This is a genomic window from Streptomyces sp. NPDC087263, assembly GCF_044744645.1.
Classification (GTDB): Bacteria; Actinomycetota; Actinomycetes; order Streptomycetales; family Streptomycetaceae; genus Streptomyces.
On sequence record NZ_JBIUYT010000001.1, the window covers coordinates 155,006 to 173,172 of the forward strand.

An 18,167-nucleotide genomic window follows, 5' to 3' on the forward strand; every position below is an offset into this window, starting at 1 on the left:
GGCTTTACAGCGCACCCTTCGTGGACGGGAGGATGCCGGCGGCGCGCGGGTCGCGCTCGGAGGCGTACCGCAGGGCGCGGGCCAGTGCCTTGAACTGGCACTCCACGATGTGGTGCGCGTTGCGGCCGTAGGGCACGTGCACGTGCAGCGCGATCTGGGCCTGCGCGACGAAGGACTCGAGGATGTGCCGGGTCATCGTCGTGTCGTACTCGCCGATCATCGGCGCCATCTTCTCGGGCTCGGTGTGCACGAGGTAGGGGCGGCCGGAGAGGTCGACGGTCACTTGGGCGAGCGACTCGTCCAGCGGGACCGTGCAGTTGCCGAAGCGGTAGATCCCCACCTTGTCGCCGAGCGCCTGCTTGAAGGCGCCGCCGAGCGCGAGGGCGCTGTCCTCGATGGTGTGGTGCGAGTCGATGTGCAGATCGCCCTCGGTCTTCACGGTCAGGTCGAACAGACCGTGCCGGCCGAGCTGGTCGAGCATGTGGTCGTAGAAGCCGACACCTGTCGACACATCGACCTTTCCGGTTCCGTCGAGATCGATCTCGACGAGGACCGAGGTCTCCTTGGTCACCCGCTCAACTCTTCCGACGCGGCTCATGCGCTCTGCTCCTTCTTCAGTTCACGTACCGCGTCCAGGAACGCGTCGTTTTCGGCGGGAGTTCCGGCGGTGACCCGCAGCCATCCCGGGATGCCGTTGTCCCGGACCAGGACGCCCCGGTCGAGGATCTTCCGCCAGACCTCATGGGCGTCGGCGAACCGCCCGAACTGCACGAAGTTGGCGTCCGAATCGGTCACGTCGTAGCCGATCGCACGCAGTTCGGCGACCAGCCGGTCCCGTTCGGCCTTCAGCTGCTCGACGTATCCCAGCAGCGTGTCGGTGTGCTCCAGGGCGGCCAGCGCGGTCGCCTGGGTGACGGCCGACAGGTGGTAGGGCAGCCGGACGAGCTGGACGGCGTCGACGACCGCCGGGTGCGCGGCGAGATAGCCGAGCCGCAGCCCGGCCGCGCCGAACGCCTTCGACATCGTCCGCGAGACGACGAGATTCGGCCGACCTTCGAGCAGCGGCAGCAGTGAGTCGCCATGGCTGAACTCGATGTACGCCTCGTCGACCACCACCATCGACGGCTTCGCGGCCTGCGCGGCCTCGTACAGCGCGAGGACCGTCTCGGGCGGCACCGCGTTGCCCGTGGGGTTGTTGGGGGTGGTGATGAAGACGACGTCCGGCCGGTTCTCGGCGACGGCCTGCTCGGCGGCGGCGAGGTCGATCGTGAAGTCCTCGCTGCGCGGTCCGGAGATCCAGCCCGTTCCCGTGCCGCGCGCGATGAGCGCGTGCATCGAGTACGAGGGCTCGAAACCGATCGCGGTCCGGCCCGGTCCGCCGAAGGTCTGGAGCAGCTGCTGGATGACCTCGTTCGAGCCGTTCGCCGCCCAGACGTTCTCGGTGGCGACCGGATACTTGCCGGTCTTCGTCAGGTACTTGGCCAGCTCCGTGCGCAGCTCGACCGCGTCCCGGTCGGGGTAGCGGTTGAGATTCCGGGCGGCCTCGCGCACCCGCTCGGTGATCCGCTCGACGAGGGGTTCGGGCAGGGGGTAGGGGTTCTCGTTGGTGTTGAGGCGTACGGGGACGTCGAGCTGGGGCGCGCCGTAGGGGGTCTTGCCGCGCAGCTCGTCGCGTACGGGGAGATCGTCGATGCCGGTCACTGGCTGGGCACCTTCCATCCGAACCGCGCCTTGATCGCCGCGCCGTGCGCGGGCAGGTCCTCCGCCTCCGCGAGCGTCACCACGTGGTGGGCCACGTCGGCCAGCGCGTCCTTCGTGTAGTCGACGATGTGGATCCCGCGCAGGAAGGACTGGACACTCAGCCCGGAGGAGTGGCAGGCGCAACCGCCGGTCGGCAGTACGTGGTTGGAGCCCGCGCAGTAGTCGCCCAGCGACACCGGCGCCCAGGGGCCGACGAAGATCGCGCCCGCGTTCTTCACCCGGTCCGCGACCGCCGCCGCGCCGGCCGTCTGGATCTCCAGGTGCTCGGCGCCGTACGCGTCGACGACCCGGAGGCCCTCGTCGATGCCGTCGACGAGGACGATCGCGGACTGCCTGCCGTTCAGGGCCGGCACGATCCGGTCCTCGATGTGCTTGGTGGCCGCGACCTGCGGTTCCAGTTCCTTCTCGACCGCGTCCGCGAGGGCCACCGAGTCCGTGACGAGGACGGCGGCGGCCAGCGGGTCGTGCTCGGCCTGGCTGATCAGGTCGGAGGCGACGTGCACCGGGTCGGCGCTCTCATCGGCGAGGACCGCGATCTCGGTGGGTCCGGCCTCCGAGTCGATGCCGATCCTGCCGGTGAAGAAGCGCTTGGCGGCGACGACCCAGATGTTGCCGGGGCCGGTGACCATGTTGGCGGGCGGGCAGGACTCCGTGCCGTACGCGAACATCGCGACGGCCTGGGCTCCTCCGACCGCGTACACCTCGTCGACGCCGAGCAGTGCGCAGGCGGCGAGGATCGTCGGGTGCGGAAGGCCGTCGAACTCCTTCTGCGGCGGGGAGGCGAGGGCGATCGACTCGACGCCGGCCTCCTGGGCGGGCACCACGTTCATGATCACGGAGGACGGGTAGACCGAGCGCCCGCCGGGGGCGTACAGCCCCACCCGCTCGACCGGCACCCACTTCTCGGTGACCGAGCCACCGGGCACGACCTGCGTGGTGTGCGTCGTACGGCGCTGTTCGCGGTGGACGAGCCGGGCGCGCCGGATGGACTCCTCCAGGGCCGCGCGCACCGCCGGGTCGAGCTGCTCCAGCGCGTCACTGAGCGCCTGGGCCGGGACCCGGACGGACGTGAGCCGTACGCCGTCGAACTTCTCCGCGAAGTCGATCAGTGCCGCGTCTCCCCGATGATGTACGGCCTCGCAGATCGGCCGCACCTTCTCCAGGGCGGCCGAGACGTCGAAGTCGGCTCGGGGCAGCAGGTCGCGCAGGGCGGCACCCTCGGGGAGGGCGTCGCCGCGCAGGTCGATTCGGGAGATCACGGGTCCAATTCTCTCAGACGGCGATCGGGCGTCGGACGCGCGTATCAATGGCTGATACAAGCCCTGCAAGATCAGCTTCACCGCTAGCGTTCGAGGCGTCACCCAGCGGGCATTGAACGGTTGTCCGAAACCCGCGAGTAGCTGGGGCGGACGCCTGGAGCTGGGGAGGAAGGGAAAACCGTGAGCGAGGGTGCCGGCATCCGCAATGGGGAACTGCCGGACGAACTGACCGCCGCCGAGGCCGGAATGTGGCAGTCCTTCCGCAATGGCAGTGTGTACGACCTGCGCAGCGGGGATTCGCTCGCCGACGATCCGCACGGCGGCCACCCCTGGGGTCCCGAGCGCAGTGTGCGGGCCAGGATCGTGGCATGGCTGCTGCTCGACGGGCCGCCCCCGCTCCAGGGCCGCGTCGCCTCCCTGAAGCTGACCGGCGTGCAGATCACCGACGTGGTCGATCTCGCGGGCGGCACCGTGGTGCCGTACGTCGAGCTGAAGTCGTGCCGGTTCGAGAAGGAGATCCTGCTGCCGGAGGCCCGGTTCCAGACCGTACGGCTGGTGAACTGTTCGGTGCCGCGACTCGAGGCGGCCCGCGTGCACACCGAGGGCGACCTGCATCTGCCGCGCTGCCGCTTCCACAACGGCGTACGCCTCACCGACGCGCACATCGGCACGGATCTGCTGCTCAACCAGGCCGTGGTCTACCGGGACCGGCGCGGGCGTTCGATCACCGGCGACGGCATGACCGTGGGGCAGGACCTGCAGGCCGAGATGCTGGAGTCGCACGGTGAGCTGAGCCTGCGCGGCGCCACCGTCGGTGTCTCGCTCAGCCTGCGCGGCAGCAGGCTGATCAACCCGTACACCCGCCTCGCGCTGAACGCCCCGCAGCTGACCGTCAACCGCACGCTCTACATGACTCCGGCGGCCGTCGGCAATCCCCTCCAGACCGGCGGGACCACCCCGGCGCGCGGCACGGTGGTGCAGCGGTTCGAGTGTCAGGGCGGGATCCGGCTGGACGACGGGCGGTTCGGGGACGCGCTCGACCTGGAGCGGGCCCGCTTCACCTTCGACGACGACCAGGAGCTGTCGCTGCGCCGGGTGCAGACGCCCGAGCTGCGTTTCCTCGGGCAGAAGCCGGAGCGCGGCAAGGTGGTGCTGTCGGGCGCGAAGGTGGTCACCCTGGTCGACAGGGCGGCGAGCTGGCCGGGACCCGGCGGCCTCCACATGGGCGGCTTCGGCTACGAGAACCTGGTGCCGCAGGGCGCGTTCCCGCTGGCCCGGCGCCTGGAGTGGGTGGCCGCGGCGACCGCCGAGTACAACCCGGAGCCGTACGAGCGCCTCGCCACCGTGCTGCGCAACTCCGGCGAGGACGAGGACGCCCGCGAGGTGCTGCTCGCCAAGCAGCGCCGCCGCCGCGAGACGCTGCCGCTCGCCGCCAAGCTCTGGGGGTACGCGCAGGACTTGACGGTCGCCTACGGGTACCGGCCGGGGCGGGCCGCCCTGTGGATGGCGGTGCTGTGGGCGGCGACGTCCATCGCCTTCCGGCATGCCGACCACCCACCGATCAAGACCGGCGAACATCCGCCGTGGGACCCGTCGCTGTTCGCCCTGGACCTGCTGCTTCCGGTGATCGACCTGGGCCAGGTGGGTTTCTGGCAGCTGCGCGGCGGTTGGCAGTGGCTGGCCGCCGTGGTGATCCTCCTTGGCTGGATCCTGGCGACGACGGTGGCGGCGGGGGCGACACGGCTGCTGCGGCGCGGCTGAGGTTCGGGCGGGCGGCTGAGGTCGCGCGGGGCGGCTGAGGTCCTGCGGGATCACTGAAATCGCACGGGATCGCTGAGGCTGTGCAGGACGGCTTCGTGCGGTGCGCTCACCAGGGTTGACAGCCCACTGACAGTAGAACAACAGTCACCTTTTACCGTCCCTTGACTCGTGTCCGTACAACCAATCGGCGGTTACGAAAGCTTCACCTCACCTCCCTGGTACAGCCCCGACCTGCAGCTTTCAATGGTCTCCACCATGGCACTGCTGCGCGCGTTCATCCGTACCGCCCGGATGGCCAGAAACACCTCGCGCCTCGCCACCGGACTGCCGGCCGACGAGGAGGTACTGCTCGACGTCCCGGACACCCGGCTGGGCCCCGCCCTCGTGGCGGCGGGCCGTGGCGAGTACACCCCCGCGGCCAAACTGCTCACGACCACACGGGAGCTCGCCGAGTGGGAGAACCGCGACCGGTACGCGATGCGTCTCGCGACCTTCGCGCGCTCCCGCGACGAGTGGCTCCAGGAGTGGCAGGCCGCCTCCCCGCACGACCCGGACGCCCTGCTGGTCAAGGCCGAGCTGGCGGTGTCCCGGGGCTGGGAGTCCCCGGCCCGCGTCGAGCTGCTGCGCGAGGTCGGCCCCCTGATCGCCGCCGCCGCCGAGGGCGACCCGCGCGATCCGGTGCCCTGGCGGATCGCACTCGACCAGGCCCGCGGCACGAACGCCGGGCACACCGAGTTCGGGCAACTGTGGGGCGAGGCCGTACGCCGTTCCCCGCACCACTACGGCTGCCATGTGGCCGCCCTGCGGTATCTGTCGGCCGCCTGGTACGGCTCGCACCGCGAGTGCTTCGACTTCGCCGAGCGGGCCGCGCAGGACGCGCTGCCCGGCTCCCTGGTGCAGGCGCTGCCGGTGCGTGCCGCCTTCGCGTATCTGACCGAGGGCGGCGGCGCCGCGGTGCCGCGCGAGCGCCTCGACGCGGCGGCCGACCTCGCGATCGCGGTCTCGGCGACGTACGCCGCCGGCGACGCCTGGCCCGCCGAGGTCCGCAACCTCCTCACGTACGTCCTGGTCAGGCTGGAGCGCTGGGAGGACGCCCTGGAACAGCTGCGCGCGATCGGCCCGTACGCGACCTCGTTCCCCTGGGACCGGGTATCGGACGACCCCCTGGGCCAGTTCCTGGAACTGCGCGACGGCGTCCGTCTGGAGGTCGCCGCGGGCATGCCGCTGCATCCACGGAGTGGGCATTACGGACCCGCCCACTCCGGCGACCATTAGGCTCTCCCGTCGTGACCACCGTGCGGCTCCCGCTCTTCCCCCTGAACTCGGTTCTGTTCCCGGGGCTCGTGCTTCCTCTGAACATCTTCGAGGAGCGCTACCGCGCCATGATGCGCAGCCTGCTGAAGACCCCCGAGGACGAACCGCGCCGGTTCGCCGTCATCGCCATCCGCGACGGCCACGAGGTCGCGCCCACCGCACCCGGCATGCCGGACCAGACCTCCCTGCCCCGGCGCGGGGCCGCCGCCGGGTTCGGCGACGACCCGGCCAAGGCCTTCCACGAGGTGGGCTGCGTCGCGGACGCGGCGACCATCCGGGAGCGTGCCGACGGCAGCTTCGAGGTACTTGCGACGGGGACTACGCGCGTCAGGCTTCTCTCCATCGACGCCTCCGGCGAGTTCCTCACGGCCGAACTGGAGGAACTGCCCGAGGACCCCGGCGAGGAGGCCGGCGCGCTCGCCGAGGGCGTCCTGCGGGCCTTCCGCCAATACCAGAAGCGGCTGGCGGGTGCCCGGGAGCGCACGCTGACCACCGGCGCCGATCTTCCGGACGAGCCGGCGGTCGTCTCCTACCTCGTCGCGGCCGCCGTGATGCTGGACATCCCGGCGAAGCAGCAGCTTCTCCAGGCCCCGGACACGGCCGCCCGCCTGCGCGCGGAGCTGAAACTCCTGCGCGCGGAGACCGCGATCATCCGTAATCTGCCGTCGTTGCCGGCGGCGGACCTGACGCGCGGCCCGACGAGTCTCAACTGACGAGCCTCAACCGACGCATTCGAGAAGGCCGATGGCGAAGAAGCCGAAGAAACAGCAGCAGTCCGGGGGCACCCCGGCGACCGTGGCCCTGACGGCGGCGGGCGTCCCGTACACGGTGCACTCCTACGAGCACGACCCCGCGCACCCCTCCTACGGCGAGGAGGCCGCGGAGGCGATGGGCGTCTCGCCGGAGCGCGTCTTCAAGACGCTGGTGGCCGACGTGGACGGCACCCTGACCGTCGCGGTCGTCCCCGTCGCGGGCACCCTCGATCTCAAAGCCCTGGCCACGGCGGTGAGCGGCAAGCGCGCGACGATGGCGGACCCGGCGGCCGCCGAACGCACCACGGGGTACGTCCGCGGCGGCATCTCCCCCCTCGGCCAGCGCAAAAAACTCCCCACGGTCCTCGACGCCTCCGCCGCCGCCCACCCCACGATCTGCGTCTCGGCCGGCCGCCGCGGCCTGGAGGTCGAACTCTCCCCCGCCGACCTCCTGAGCCTCACCGCAGCGGTGTCCGCCCCCATCGGCCGCGCCTGACCCCTCGACGTACGTCCCCTCCTCGGCTAAGCACGAGAGACATGTCGAAGAAAACCCGAAAACGCAAATGGCGCACCAGAAAGGCCAACCACGGCAGGCGCCCGGCGTAGCCCGATTCAGCCCCGGCCGGGCTGGAGATTTTCAGCCCGTCCGGCGTTTGAGGACGAGCACCTTCAGTGCGAAGCGGGGGTCTGGGGGCAGCCCCCAGAAACGGGACGGGAAGGGGCGGAGGGGGCGAAAACCCCTAAGGGCCGCCCCCACCCAGGGCGACTACGCCGGCGGGGAAGGCGGCACAGTCTCGTACGGGCTCAGGAACGGATCCGGGTCCCGCGGCCCGAACAGCGCGGTCAGCCCAAGGTGGACGACCAGCCCCGCCAGGGACCACGCGAGCAGCGCCCCATGCGCCCCCAGCTTCAACGGCGCGGAGAACGTAACCCCCTTGCCCACTTCCTTGGCATGCGCGACCACATCCTGCGTGGGCCCCAGCCAGATCCCGATCCGCCACGCGAGCAACGACCCGAGCACTCCCCCGACCGCAAGAGCGACAACCAGCGGAACACCCCCACGCCGCCGCCACAGGAACACGACCAGCGCACTCACCGCCCCGAACGCCAGCGCCAGCAGAGTGAACGTTCCGTCGACCCCGATGGCCTGCTCCCCCTCGGAATCCTTGAGGTACACCGCACTGTCGTCGGCGACCAACGGCACCGACGGCGCCAGCCACCACCACAGCACCCCGAGCAGCACCCCACCGAGCGCCACGGCCACCGCGATCACGGCGGCCTCTCGCAGTTCGGTCTTCATCCCAGGGCCGTCCTCTTCATACCCGGCGGCCCCCACCACACCATCGGCAGGCGGAACCTGCCAGGCGTCGTGCGAGGGCTGGTCATGCGGCGGCGGAGGCGGAGTCAGCGGAGCGGTCACCCTGACATCGTGCCAGGCCCGTCTGTCAGCCGCTTCACCGGACGGCCGCCCGGCGGTACGCCCAGGTCGCCAGAGCCAGCGAAGCCACCCCCGCACCCGCGCAGACGCCCAGGTCCGCGACGACGACGGCCCAGTCGGGATGCGCCTCGAAGGTTCGCGCAAAAGCATCGACCCCGTACGTCGAGGGCAGCAGATCCCGCCCGTACTGCACGACCGTCGGCAACCGGCCCGCCGGCAGCACCCCCAGCAGCAGTGCCGCCGACATCCCCAACTGCCCCAGTAGTGTGGCGAGTTCGGGCCGCGGCGCGAGCAGCCCGAACGTCGCCCCGAGCCCGGCCAGCGCGGCACCCGCGAGCGGGATCACCAGGGCGAGCACCCACAGGTTGGCCATCGGCAGCCCGAAGAGCAGACAGCCGAAGACGGCGGTGGCGATGGTCCCGGGTACGGTGAAGGAGGCATACGCGCCCGCGGCGCCGAGCACGACCGCGGCAGGCGGCACGGGCAGCGTCGCGTAGTGGTCGAGCCCGCCGCCGGCCCGCAGCTGCCCGAAGTACTGGGCCAGCAGGTTGAGCGCGACGAAGGCCACCACAAGTACCGCCGACCCGGCCACCACGGCCTGCGCCTCGCCGCCGCCGTCCACCACGCCCCGCATCAGGACCATGATCCCGACGGACTGGAAGGTGGCCACGAACAGCAGCGGAATCCGTGCGACGCGCGCCCGGGACAGCTGCGCCCGGTACACGGCGGCCATGGACGGCCACAGCCGTGCCCGGGGCCCCAGCGGTTCCGCGGCGTCGGCGATGTCCTCGGCCACGGACAGCGCACTGCCCGGCAGCACCTCAGCGGGTACGACACTCACGTCGAGCTGCTCCTCTTCACTCCGGCAGCAGTCCTGCTCTCGGGGCCCACGACAGTCCGTACGGATTCCGCGCCCCGCACACTCAAGGCACCCGCCCTCACGCCTTCACCAGCCCCTGTGTGGCGGCCCCGCCCAGCGCAAGGTACACATCCTCCAGGCTCGGGGTGGCCAGCGTGAAATCGTCCAGGGCGGCGAAGGCGGCGCCACCGGTGACCGTGGCGACGGCCGCGCGGGCCTCCTCGGGGGCGAGCCGCAGGGTCCAGCGCCGACCGGACTCGACGGCCCGCTCACGCAGCGCGGCAACCTCGGGGACATGCAGCGGAGGGTGCTCGCGCCAGACCAGTTCGACGCGCACCTCGCCCGCGACCTTCTCCTTCAGCCCGGCCGGGGTGTCGCAGGCGATGACCCGGCCCCGGTCCAGGACGGCGACCCGGTCGAGGACTGTCTCGGCCTCGATGACGTTGTGGGTGACCAGCAGGACGGTCGTCCCCCGCTCGGCCCGGCGCCGGTCGACGGCCGCCCAGACGGCCCGCCGCGCGATGGGATCCATGGCCGTGGTCGGCTCGTCGAGGACGAGCAGCGACCGTTCCCCCACCAGGGCGGCGGCGACGCACGCGAGGCGCCGCTGACCGCCGGACAGCTTCTTGAGGGGGCTGGAGGCGATCGGGGCGAGACCCAGCTCGTCGAGTACGGCGTCCCGCTCGGCCCGCGCCGCACGGAGTTCGAGCCCGCGCAGCCGCGCGGTCGTCTCGGCGGCGAGTGAGACCGTCAGTTCGTCGAGGGCGGTCGACTCCTGGCCGAGGTACGCGAGGAGCCGCGCCGCCCGCTCGGGGTGGCGCACGATGTCGTGCCCGAGGATGTCCACGCTGCCGCTGTCGGGGCGCAGCAGCCCGGTCAGCTGCCGTACGAGGGTCGACTTGCCGGCGCCGTTCGGCCCGAGCAGCCCGAAGATCTCACCGCGCCGGATGTCCAGACGTACCCCGTCGGTGGCCCGCACCTCTGGTGTACCGGGGCTGCCGCGTCGTCCGCGCGTGGCCGGGTAGGTCTTGGTGAGCCCGCGTACCGAGCACACCAGATCACGTCTGTGCCCGTTGCGGACTGCCCCTGCCGTGCGCGTACTCACGAAGGACGAGACTACGGGGTCCGATGCCCCGATATGAGCGCGGGGCCTCGGCCCACCCCGCCGCGAGGCCGCTCCCGTGCCTCCGCCCGACCCTCGAAAGGCCTGCCCGCTGCCGACAGGTGCCGTCTCAGCCGTCGCCGGCGGAGGGCCGCGGCCCTCCGCTCACTCCCCCACAGGCACGTGTTCCGCCGCCGTACGCACATCGATCTCGCGCCAGAACCCGGCCCGGATCGCGTACCGGTCGTGCTCGTCGATCTGGTCGTCCTTGTGGGTGAGCAGCCCGAAGCGGGCGGCGTAGCGCAGCAGTTCGCCGTCCACCCGGTGCGGGACACGGGGGTACATCGCGGACAGCTTCTGCAGATGGCTCTGGTCGGTGAGCCGCTCCATCCAGCGACGCGCGAAGACCTGTCCCACCTCGTACGGATCGCCGCCGACGGTGGTGATGTCCTCCTCGCGGTCCGCCCAGCGCTGCTCGGCCGAGGTGAGCTGGGCGAGGGTGGGCAGCGAGGCGGACTCCGCGGACTCGGCGGTGCCCCCGGGGCGCTCGACCCAGCCCTTGTCGGAGGACCAGCGCAGGGTCGCGCTGGCGGGCTGCTGGGCAGGATGCTGGGCGGGCTGTGTGCCGGGCCCGCGCAGCGCGGCCAGGTCCTTCGGGGTGGGTACGCCCTTGGGTGCGGGCGCCCGTTCCTCGGTGCCGTTCGAGGAGTCGGCCGCCGAGGCGTGCTCCGTCTCCGGCGCCGGCCGCTCGGCCGCGGCGCCGTGCGAGTCGGGCAAGGGCGCGGAGAGGATCGCGGCGATCTCGGGGCGCGGCACGGGCGGCGGCGCGCAGACCCCGCCGAGTTCCTTGGCGCGTACGGCCTTGGTGATCCAGGCCCGGTCGAGCACCCGGCGCTCGTCGGCCTCGGCCACCAGGTCCTCGGACTGGTTGTAGTCCCCGTCGGCGGCCTGCACGGCCCACAGGTGTACGGCGACCCCGTGCTCCTTGGCGGCCATCATGCCCGGCAGCAGATCGCCGTCGCCGGTCACCAGGACGACGTCGGAGCAGGCCCGGTTGCGGGCGAGCTCGGTCAGCTCGGCGTGCATGGCGGCGTCGACGCCCTTCTGGGCCCACCGCCCGTCGCTACGGGTCAGGGCACCGAGCCGCACCGTGACGCGCGGCATCACCCGCAGCCTGCGGTGCTCGGGCTGGGGTACGCGGTCGGGGGCGCCGTCGAACCAGTAGATGCGCAGCAGCGGGCGCTCCGTGTCGGACTCGGCGCGCTCGCGCAGGCCCTGGATGAGGGCGGCGTGGTCGACGGTGATCCGGGAGCGGGACGAGTCCCCGGCGAGAAGGCTGGCAGCAGCCCCGAGCAGATACCCGGCGTCCACCAGGACGATGCAGCGGTCCACGCGGTCCACCCTCTTTCCGGGAGGTTTGCTTTGGGCTTCCTTCGAGTCTGCCCGACCACGCGGAGGTTAACGGCCGGAACTCGATCTTCGGCGTGGCGTAGCGGGATATCACGCTCCGACAGCACTTATTACGCACGGTAATTCTCCGAAATGCGGCTCTTCTCAGCCTATGTGAGTCTGGTCCCGGCCCTGGCCCCTAGAACCCCCGTAGGAGGCAATCACCATGGCCAAGAACAAGAACCGCAAGCAGGGCGAGCAGGACCGCTCCTCGCAGGCCGAGCGTGCGCAGGAGCAGGCCCAGCGGTCCTCGACGGAGGCGCAGCAGTCGCCGATGCCGCAGACCCAGGGCAGCCCCGCGGACGTCGCCCGTAAGCACCAGAAGCGCTTCGGCCACAACTAAGGCCTGATGCAGGGCTGTTGAAGCCCGGCAGGGCCGTTGAGGCCCAGGCACACCGCGAGGGGCGCATCCGGATCCGGATGCGCCCCTCGCGTACGTCGGTTGTCGGGCCCTGGTGTAAGTCGGTCACCCGCTGGCTCAGCCGGCCAGGCAGGCCGGTCCGAGCAGCACCTTCAGGTCGCCGAAGAGCGCCGGGTCCGGCTTCACCCGGTGACGGTCCAGTCGCAGCACCGTGGTCTTGGTCGGCCCCTGGAGCTTGATGCGGACCTCGCTCTCGCCCTTGTGATGACCGAGGATCTCACCGAGCCGGCTCACCATCGGCGGCGTGACCCTGGTCGCCGGGATGGTGAGGATCACCGGCGCGTTGGTGCCCGCGTTCGACAGGTCCGGGACCTGGAGTTCCATCGCGACGAGACGCGGCACGTCCTCGCGCTTGTCGAGGCGTCCCTTGACGAACACCACGGCGTCCTCGACGAGTTGGGTCGACACCAGCTGGTAGGTGGCCGGGAAGAACATGCACTCGATGGAGCCCGCGAGGTCCTCGACGGTGGCGATCGCCCAGGCGTTGCCCTGCTTGGTCATCTTGCGCTGGAGGCCCGAGATGATGCCGCCGATGGTCACCACCGCGCCGTCCGCGTGCTCACCTCCGGTGAGCTGGGAGATGCCCGCGTCGGCCTTGTCGGACAGCACGTGCTCCAGACCGAAGAGCGGGTGGTCGGAGACGTACAGGCCGAGCATCTCCCGCTCCTGGGCGAGCAGATAGACCTTGTCCCACTCCTCGGTGGTGAACTCGACGTCGAGTCCGAAGCCGGGCGCGCTGGTGTCCTCGTCGCCGCCCCCGAAGAGGTCGAACTGACCCTCGGCCTCCTTGCGCTTGACCGCCACCACGTTGTCGATCATCGGCTCGAACTGCGCGGTGAGGCCCTTGCGGGTGTGCCCCATGGTGTCGAACGCGCCCGCCTTGATCAGCGATTCGGTGGTGCGCTTGTTGCAGGCGACCGCCTCGACCTTGTCGAGATAGTCGGGGAACGAGCCGTACTTCCCCTTGGCCTTGCGGCTCCTGATGATCGACTCGACCACGTTCGTGCCGACGTTACGGACGGCGGAGAGGCCGAAGAGGATCACTTCGTCGCCCTGCGCGGCGAAGTTCTGCTCCGACTCGTTCACGTTCGGCGGGAGCACCTTGATGCCCATACGCCGGCACTCGTTCAGATAGACCGCCGACTTGTCCTTGTCGTCCTTGACCGAGGTGAGCAGCCCCGCCATGTACTCGGCGGGGAAGTTCGCCTTCAGATACGCGGTCCAGTACGACACCAGGCCGTACGCGGCCGAGTGCGCCTTGTTGAACGCGTATCCGGCGAACGGGACCAGCACGTCCCACAGGCCCTGGATCGCCTCGTCGCTGTAGCCGTTCTTGCGGGCGCCGGCCTGGTAGATGCTGAAGTTCTTCGCCAGCTCGTCGGGCTTCTTCTTGCCCATCACGCGGCGCAGGATGTCGGCCTCGCCGAGCGAGTACCCGGCGATGATCTGGGCGGCCTTCTGCACCTGCTCCTGGTACACGATCAGACCGTAGGTGACGGCCAGGACCTCTTCGAGGGGCTCTTCGAGCTCCTTGTGGATCGGGGTGATCTCCTGGAGCTTGTTCTTGCGCAGGGCGTAGTTCGTGTGCGAGTCCATGCCCATCGGGCCGGGACGGTAGAGCGCCGAGACGGCGGAGATGTCTTCGAAGTTGTCGGGCTTCATCAGGCGCAGCAGCGAGCGCATGGGGCCGCCGTCGAACTGGAAGACGCCGAGGGTGTCGCCGCGCTGGAGCAGTTCGAAGGTCGTCGGGTCGTCGAGCGGCAGGGCCAGCAGGTCGAGGTCGATGCCCTTGTTGGCCTTCACCATCTTGACGGCGTCGTCCATGATCGTGAGGTTGCGCAGGCCCAGGAAGTCCATCTTCAGCAGGCCGAGCGACTCGCACTGGGGGTAGTCCCACTGCGTGATGGTCACGCCGTCGGTGTGCCGCACCCAGACCGGGGCGTGGTCGACGATCGGCTCGCTGGACATGATCACGCCGGCGGCGTGCACGCCCATCTGCCGGACCAGGCCCTCGACGCCCTTGGCGGTGTCGATGACCTTCTTCACGTCCGGCTCGTTCTCGTACATCGCGCGGATCTCGCCGGCCTCGCCGTAGCGCGGGTGCGCGGGGTCGGTGATGCCGCTGAGGTCGATGCCCTTGCCGAGGACGTCGGCGGGCATCGCCTTGGTGAGCCGGTCGCCCATGGCGTACGGGTAACCCAGCACGCGCGCGGAGTCCTTGATGGCGTTCTTCGCCTTGATCTTTCCGTATGTGCCGATCATGGCGACCTTGTCGGCGCCGTACTTCTCGGTCACGTACCTGATCACCTCGACGCGCCTGCGCTCGTCGAAGTCGATGTCGACATCGGGCATGGAGACGCGCTCGGGGTTGAGGAACCGCTCGAAGATCAGACCGTGCGGGATCGGGTCGAGGTCGGTGATGCCCATGGCGTAGGCGACGATCGAACCGGCCGCCGAACCACGGCCAGGACCCACCGCGATGCCCTGCTTCTTGGCCCACATGATGAAGTCGGCGACGACGAGGAAGTACCCCGGGAACCCCATCTGGATGATGACGTCCATCTCGTACTCGGCCTGCTTCTGCCGGTCGTCGGGGACACCGCCGGGGAAGCGGCGGGCCATGCCGAGGCGGACCTCTTCCTGGAACCAGGTGATCTCGGTGAAGCCCTCGGGGATGTCGAACTTCGGCATCAGGTTCCTGGCCTCGAACATGCCGCTGGTGTCGATCTGTTCGGCCACCAGGAGCGTGTTGGCGCAGCCTTCCTGCCAGGCGTCCGAGGAGTCGATGGCGTACATCTCGTCCGTGGACTTCAGGTGGTAGCCGGTGCCGTCGAAGCGGAAGCGGTCCGGGTCCGAGAGGTTCTTGCCGGTCTGGATGCACAGCAACGCGTCGTGGGCGGTCGCCTCGTGCGCGTACGTGTAGTGCGAGTCGTTCGTCACCAGGGGCGGGATGCCGAGCTTCTTGCCGATCTCCAGAAGGCCGTCGCGGACCCGGCTCTCGATCTCGATGCCGTGGTCCATCAGTTCCAGGAAGTACCGGTCCTTGCCGAAGATGTCCTGGTACTCGGCGGCCGCCTTCAGTGCCTCGTCGTGCTGGCCCAGCCGCAGCCGGGTCTGGAGCTCGCCGGAGGGGCAGCCGGTGGAGGCGATGAGGCCCTCCGACCACTGGGAGATGGTCTCCTTGTCCATCCGCGGCCACTTCTGCAACCAGCCCTCGGCATAAGCGTCCGAGGAAAGCTTGAAGAGGTTGTGCAGGCCGGTGCTGTTCGCCGCCCAGATCGTCTTGTGCGTGTAACCACCCGAACCGGACACGTCGTCGCGCTTCTGGTGCGGCTGGCCCCACCGGATCTTCCGCTTGTTGCGGCGCGACTCAGGGGCTACGTACGCCTCGATCCCGATGATCGGCGTGACGCCGGCCTTCTTGGCCGTGTGGAAGAAGTCGTACGCCCCGTGCAGGTTGCCGTGGTCGGACATGGCGATGTGCGTCATGCCCATCTCATTGCAGACATTGAACATGTCCTTCAGCCGCGCGGCACCGTCCAGCAGCGAGTACTGGGTGTGGACGTGCAAGTGCGTGAACGGCGTCTTTGACACGGCTTCGGCCTCCTGAGGAAACGCTGGGCGACAGGCTGCGGACAGTCTGGGCGGACAGCGTCGAAGTCTATGCCGGGGCACTGACACTTGAGATGAGTATGGCGGCGCGAAGCGCCACGATGAGGGATGGTGGCCGGGTGACGGGTGGGACATCGTACGTACCTTCATGCGGGTACTCGTCCACCGAGCGCGTACCTTCGTCCGGGAAACACGGGCACTCCGGCCTTCCGTCGCACGTTGGAAGTGGACGGACTCCCGTTCCCACGCATGTCCCCCACGTCAAGCACCACCTGCACCAGGAGGCACCCAGCGATGTCGGTCCCGCAGCTCAGCGACGAGCAACGCGGCGAGCAGATCCTCGCCGTATTCGACACCGCCTTCGGCGAGCTCCTGGCCGCCGACCCGGCCGCGTTCCGCGTGAAGTTCCGCAAGATGGCGGCCTCCGCCTTCGCCTTCTACCGGGGCACGGCGGGCCTGTTCTACTACGACCTGGAGCAGGAGAAGCGGGGCGGTCCGTACCTGGACGAGCGCACCTCGCGCGTGTGGATCCACGGCGACCTGCACGCCGAGAACTTCGGCACGTACATGGACGCCCAGGGCCGCCTGATCTTCAACGTGAACGACTTCGACGAGGCCTACGTCGGCCCCTTCACCTGGGACCTCAAGCGCTTCGCCGCCTCCGTGGCCCTGCTCGGCTACGCCAAGGCGCTCAGCGACGGACAGATCACCGAGCTCGTGCACACCTACGCGGCCGCCTACCGCGAGCGGATCCACGCCCTCGCCACCGGCGCCAAGAGCGACGAGGTGCCGCCCTTCACACTGGACACCGCCGAGGGCCCGCTCCTGGACGCGCTGCGCGACGCCCGCTCGCTGACCCGCTTCGGACTGCTCGACTCGATGACCGAGATCCGTGACTTCGAGCGCCGCTTCGCGTCCGGCGGCGGCTCCATCGAGCTGGACGCCGCGACCCGCTACAAGGTGCTGGCCGCCTTCGACGGCTACCTGGAGACGCTCCCGGAGTCCTCACTCACCCGCCCCGACTCCTACCGCGTGAAGGACGTCGTCGGCCGCCGCGGCATCGGCATCGGCTCGGCGGGACTCCCGTCGTACAACATCCTGCTGGAGGGCAACAGCGACGCCCTGGAGAACGATGTGGTGATCTACATCAAGCAGGCCCAGACCCCCGCCGTCTCCCGGCACATCACGGACCCCTCGATCCGCGACTACTTCCAGCACGAGGGCCACCGCACGGTCATCTCGCAGCGCGCCCTCCAGGCACACGCCGACCCGTGGCTCGGCTGGACCGAGCTGGACGGCGCGGGCCAGCTGGTCGCCGAGGTGTCCCCGTACGCGGTGGACCTGGACTGGGGCGACATCGACGACCCGGAGGAGATCGCCGCGGTCGTCGCCGACCTCGGCCGCGCCACGGCCACGATGCACGCCGCGGCGGACGACGAGAGCGGCCACTCGGAGCTGGTCCCGTTCTCCACGGAGCGCGCCATCGACGCGGCGATCGCAGCCGACGAGCTCGCCTTCCCGGGCCTCCTGGTGGACTTCGCGCACGCCTACGGCGCCCGCGCGCGCGCCGACCACCAGATCTTCGTGGACCTGTTCCGTAACGGACGGATTCCGGGTCTGTAGCGGGCGACCAACTCACAGGGACCCTTTAGGGGTCCCTTACAGGAGCACGTGACACACTCTCCCCGCTATGGACATATCCGGGACCCAGCTCAGAGCCGTACGCGCGGCGCTGTTCACGGCCATGGTCGTGACGCTCAGCACCGCGTCGCATGTGCTGCTGTCCAGGGTTCCGCTGCCGATGGGGACGGTGGCCGCGATCGCCGCCGCCGTCTTCGTGGTCGCCTACGCCCTCGGGGGCCGCGAGCGCGGTTTCGGGCGGATCGCCGCCCTGCTGATACCGCTGGAGCTGGCCGCCGACACCGTCTTCACAGCAGGCCAGCACGTCTGTTACGGCAGGGCGGGCGGCCCGGTCGCGGGCCCACTGCGCTCGGTCGGCTTCGACCTGCTGTGTGGCGGGGGCTCCGTCGGCTCCCCACTGACCCGGGTGACCGGCACCGGCGGCGAGCGCGCCGCGGCGCTGCTCACCCACACCGACCCGACCGCCGCCTGGCTGCTGCTCGGCGCGCACATCGGCGTCGGCCTCCTCGCCGCCGCCTGGCTGCGCCGCGGCGAGCGCGCCCTCGAACAGCTCCTGCACGCGGCTGCCGCGTCGACCTTCCGGCCACTGCTGATCGCGGTCGCCGCGGTGACCGTACGACTGCTCGCCCCGGTACGCCGCCTGCCGCGCCCCACGCGCCGGACGGCCAGCGCCCGCACTCGCCTGTTCGTGCACTCCCTGGGACGGCGCGGACCGCCGAGCTCCGTCGCTTTCGCGTGAGCAAGCCCGTCTGAGCGACGGAACCCGAGCACCAGCAGTCCCCCCTACGTATCCCGCAT

15 protein-coding genes are annotated in these 18,167 nt (G+C 70.3%); 7 read left to right on the plus strand and 8 right to left on the minus strand.

Features of this window, described 5'->3' with window-relative positions; genetic code table 11:
- Positions 1–4: 4 nt before the first annotated feature.
- Genes hisB through hisD form a run of 3 tightly spaced genes read right to left on the minus strand, consistent with a single transcriptional unit; the run spans position 5 to position 3,020 of the window.
- A complete protein-coding gene (gene hisB, locus ACIPC1_RS00730; protein ID WP_402512111.1) occupies positions 5–598 on the minus strand; it encodes an imidazoleglycerol-phosphate dehydratase HisB in 594 nt (197 codons plus the stop codon).
- A complete protein-coding gene (locus ACIPC1_RS00735; RefSeq protein WP_402512113.1) occupies positions 595–1,701 on the minus strand; it encodes a histidinol-phosphate transaminase in 1,107 nt (368 codons plus the stop codon). The genes hisB and ACIPC1_RS00735 overlap by 4 nt, the downstream gene beginning before the upstream one ends.
- Positions 1,698–3,020 (minus strand): histidinol dehydrogenase, encoded by a 1,323-nt coding sequence (gene hisD, locus ACIPC1_RS00740; protein WP_402512115.1) that lies wholly within the window; start codon positions 3,018–3,020, stop codon positions 1,698–1,700. Before hisD ends, ACIPC1_RS00735 begins: the two co-directional genes overlap by 4 nt.
- Before the next feature lie 180 nt (positions 3,021–3,200).
- Here hisD and ACIPC1_RS00745 point away from each other — a divergent pair, with 180 nt between their 5' ends.
- The 4 genes from ACIPC1_RS00745 (at position 3,201) to ybaK (ending at position 7,343) form a co-directional block, all read left to right on the plus strand.
- Complete coding sequence (locus ACIPC1_RS00745) at positions 3,201–4,781, plus strand: oxidoreductase (RefSeq protein ID WP_402512116.1); 1,581 nt, start codon at positions 3,201–3,203, stop codon at positions 4,779–4,781.
- A 255-nt stretch (positions 4,782–5,036) separates the two neighbouring features.
- Entirely contained in the window at positions 5,037–6,056 is a 1,020-nt protein-coding gene (locus ACIPC1_RS00750) for a hypothetical protein (RefSeq protein WP_402512118.1), read from the plus strand.
- An 11-nt stretch (positions 6,057–6,067) separates the two neighbouring features.
- Positions 6,068–6,808 carry an LON peptidase substrate-binding domain-containing protein gene (locus ACIPC1_RS00755; protein WP_402512119.1) on the plus strand — a complete coding sequence of 247 codons (741 nt, stop codon included), beginning with the start codon at positions 6,068–6,070 and terminating at the stop codon, positions 6,806–6,808.
- Positions 6,809–6,839: 31 nt separating this feature from the next.
- Positions 6,840–7,343 carry a Cys-tRNA(Pro) deacylase gene (gene ybaK / locus ACIPC1_RS00760; RefSeq protein ID WP_402512121.1) on the plus strand — a complete coding sequence of 168 codons (504 nt, stop codon included), beginning with the start codon at positions 6,840–6,842 and terminating at the stop codon, positions 7,341–7,343.
- Positions 7,344–7,613: 270 nt separating this feature from the next.
- On the opposite strand, the gene ACIPC1_RS00765 is transcribed toward ybaK, so the two are convergent.
- The 4 genes from ACIPC1_RS00765 to ACIPC1_RS00780 form a co-directional block, all read right to left on the minus strand.
- Positions 7,614–8,267, minus strand: coding sequence for an AAA family ATPase (locus ACIPC1_RS00765; protein ID WP_402512123.1), 654 nt, complete (start codon positions 8,265–8,267; stop codon positions 7,614–7,616).
- Between the two features lie 34 nt (positions 8,268–8,301).
- Positions 8,302–9,126, minus strand: a complete 825-nt coding sequence (locus ACIPC1_RS00770) for an ABC transporter permease (RefSeq protein WP_402512124.1) — start codon at positions 9,124–9,126, stop codon at positions 8,302–8,304.
- A gap of 97 nt (positions 9,127–9,223) precedes the next feature.
- Positions 9,224–10,198: an ABC transporter ATP-binding protein gene (locus ACIPC1_RS00775; protein ID WP_402513337.1), complete on the minus strand. Its 975-nt coding sequence runs from the start codon at positions 10,196–10,198 to the stop codon at positions 9,224–9,226.
- 213 nt (positions 10,199–10,411) lie between these two features.
- A complete protein-coding gene (locus tag ACIPC1_RS00780; RefSeq protein ID WP_402512126.1) occupies positions 10,412–11,638 on the minus strand; it encodes an NYN domain-containing protein in 1,227 nt (408 codons plus the stop codon).
- Positions 11,639–11,861: 223 nt separating this feature from the next.
- On the opposite strand from ACIPC1_RS00780, the gene ACIPC1_RS00785 reads away from it, so the two are divergent.
- Entirely contained in the window at positions 11,862–12,038 is a 177-nt protein-coding gene (locus ACIPC1_RS00785; protein ID WP_402512127.1) for a hypothetical protein, read from the plus strand.
- A gap of 135 nt (positions 12,039–12,173) precedes the next feature.
- Here ACIPC1_RS00785 and dnaE read toward each other — a convergent pair whose 3' ends face one another.
- The gene (dnaE, locus tag ACIPC1_RS00790) at positions 12,174–15,710 is read right to left on the minus strand and encodes a DNA polymerase III subunit alpha (protein WP_402512129.1); all 3,537 of its coding nucleotides are present in this window, start codon (positions 15,708–15,710) and stop codon (positions 12,174–12,176) included.
- 312 nt (positions 15,711–16,022) lie between these two features.
- Between dnaE and ACIPC1_RS00795 the strand changes: the two genes are divergently transcribed.
- Complete coding sequence (locus ACIPC1_RS00795) at positions 16,023–17,351, plus strand: DUF2252 domain-containing protein (RefSeq protein ID WP_402512131.1); 1,329 nt, start codon at positions 16,023–16,025, stop codon at positions 17,349–17,351.
- A 67-nt stretch (positions 17,352–17,418) separates the two neighbouring features.
- Positions 17,419–18,108, plus strand: coding sequence for a hypothetical protein (locus tag ACIPC1_RS00800; RefSeq protein WP_402512133.1), 690 nt, complete (start codon positions 17,419–17,421; stop codon positions 18,106–18,108).
- The last annotated feature ends 59 nt before the right edge of the window (positions 18,109–18,167 follow it).

What these genes read in the sequence shown, in the direction of transcription:
- hisB (WP_402512111.1), bottom strand. Translation starts at nt 598, where the DNA reads ATGAGCCGCGTCGGAAGAGTTGAGCGGGTGACCAAGGAGACCTCGGTC.
- ACIPC1_RS00785 (WP_402512127.1), top strand. Translation starts at nt 11,862, where the DNA reads ATGGCCAAGAACAAGAACCGCAAGCAGGGCGAGCAGGACCGCTCCTCG.
- ybaK (WP_402512121.1), top strand. Translation starts at nt 6,840, where the DNA reads ATGGCGAAGAAGCCGAAGAAACAGCAGCAGTCCGGGGGCACCCCGGCG.
- ACIPC1_RS00800 (WP_402512133.1), top strand. Translation starts at nt 17,419, where the DNA reads ATGGACATATCCGGGACCCAGCTCAGAGCCGTACGCGCGGCGCTGTTC.
- ACIPC1_RS00750 (WP_402512118.1), top strand. Translation starts at nt 5,037, where the DNA reads ATGGCACTGCTGCGCGCGTTCATCCGTACCGCCCGGATGGCCAGAAAC.
- ACIPC1_RS00795 (WP_402512131.1), top strand. Translation starts at nt 16,023, where the DNA reads ATGTCGGTCCCGCAGCTCAGCGACGAGCAACGCGGCGAGCAGATCCTC.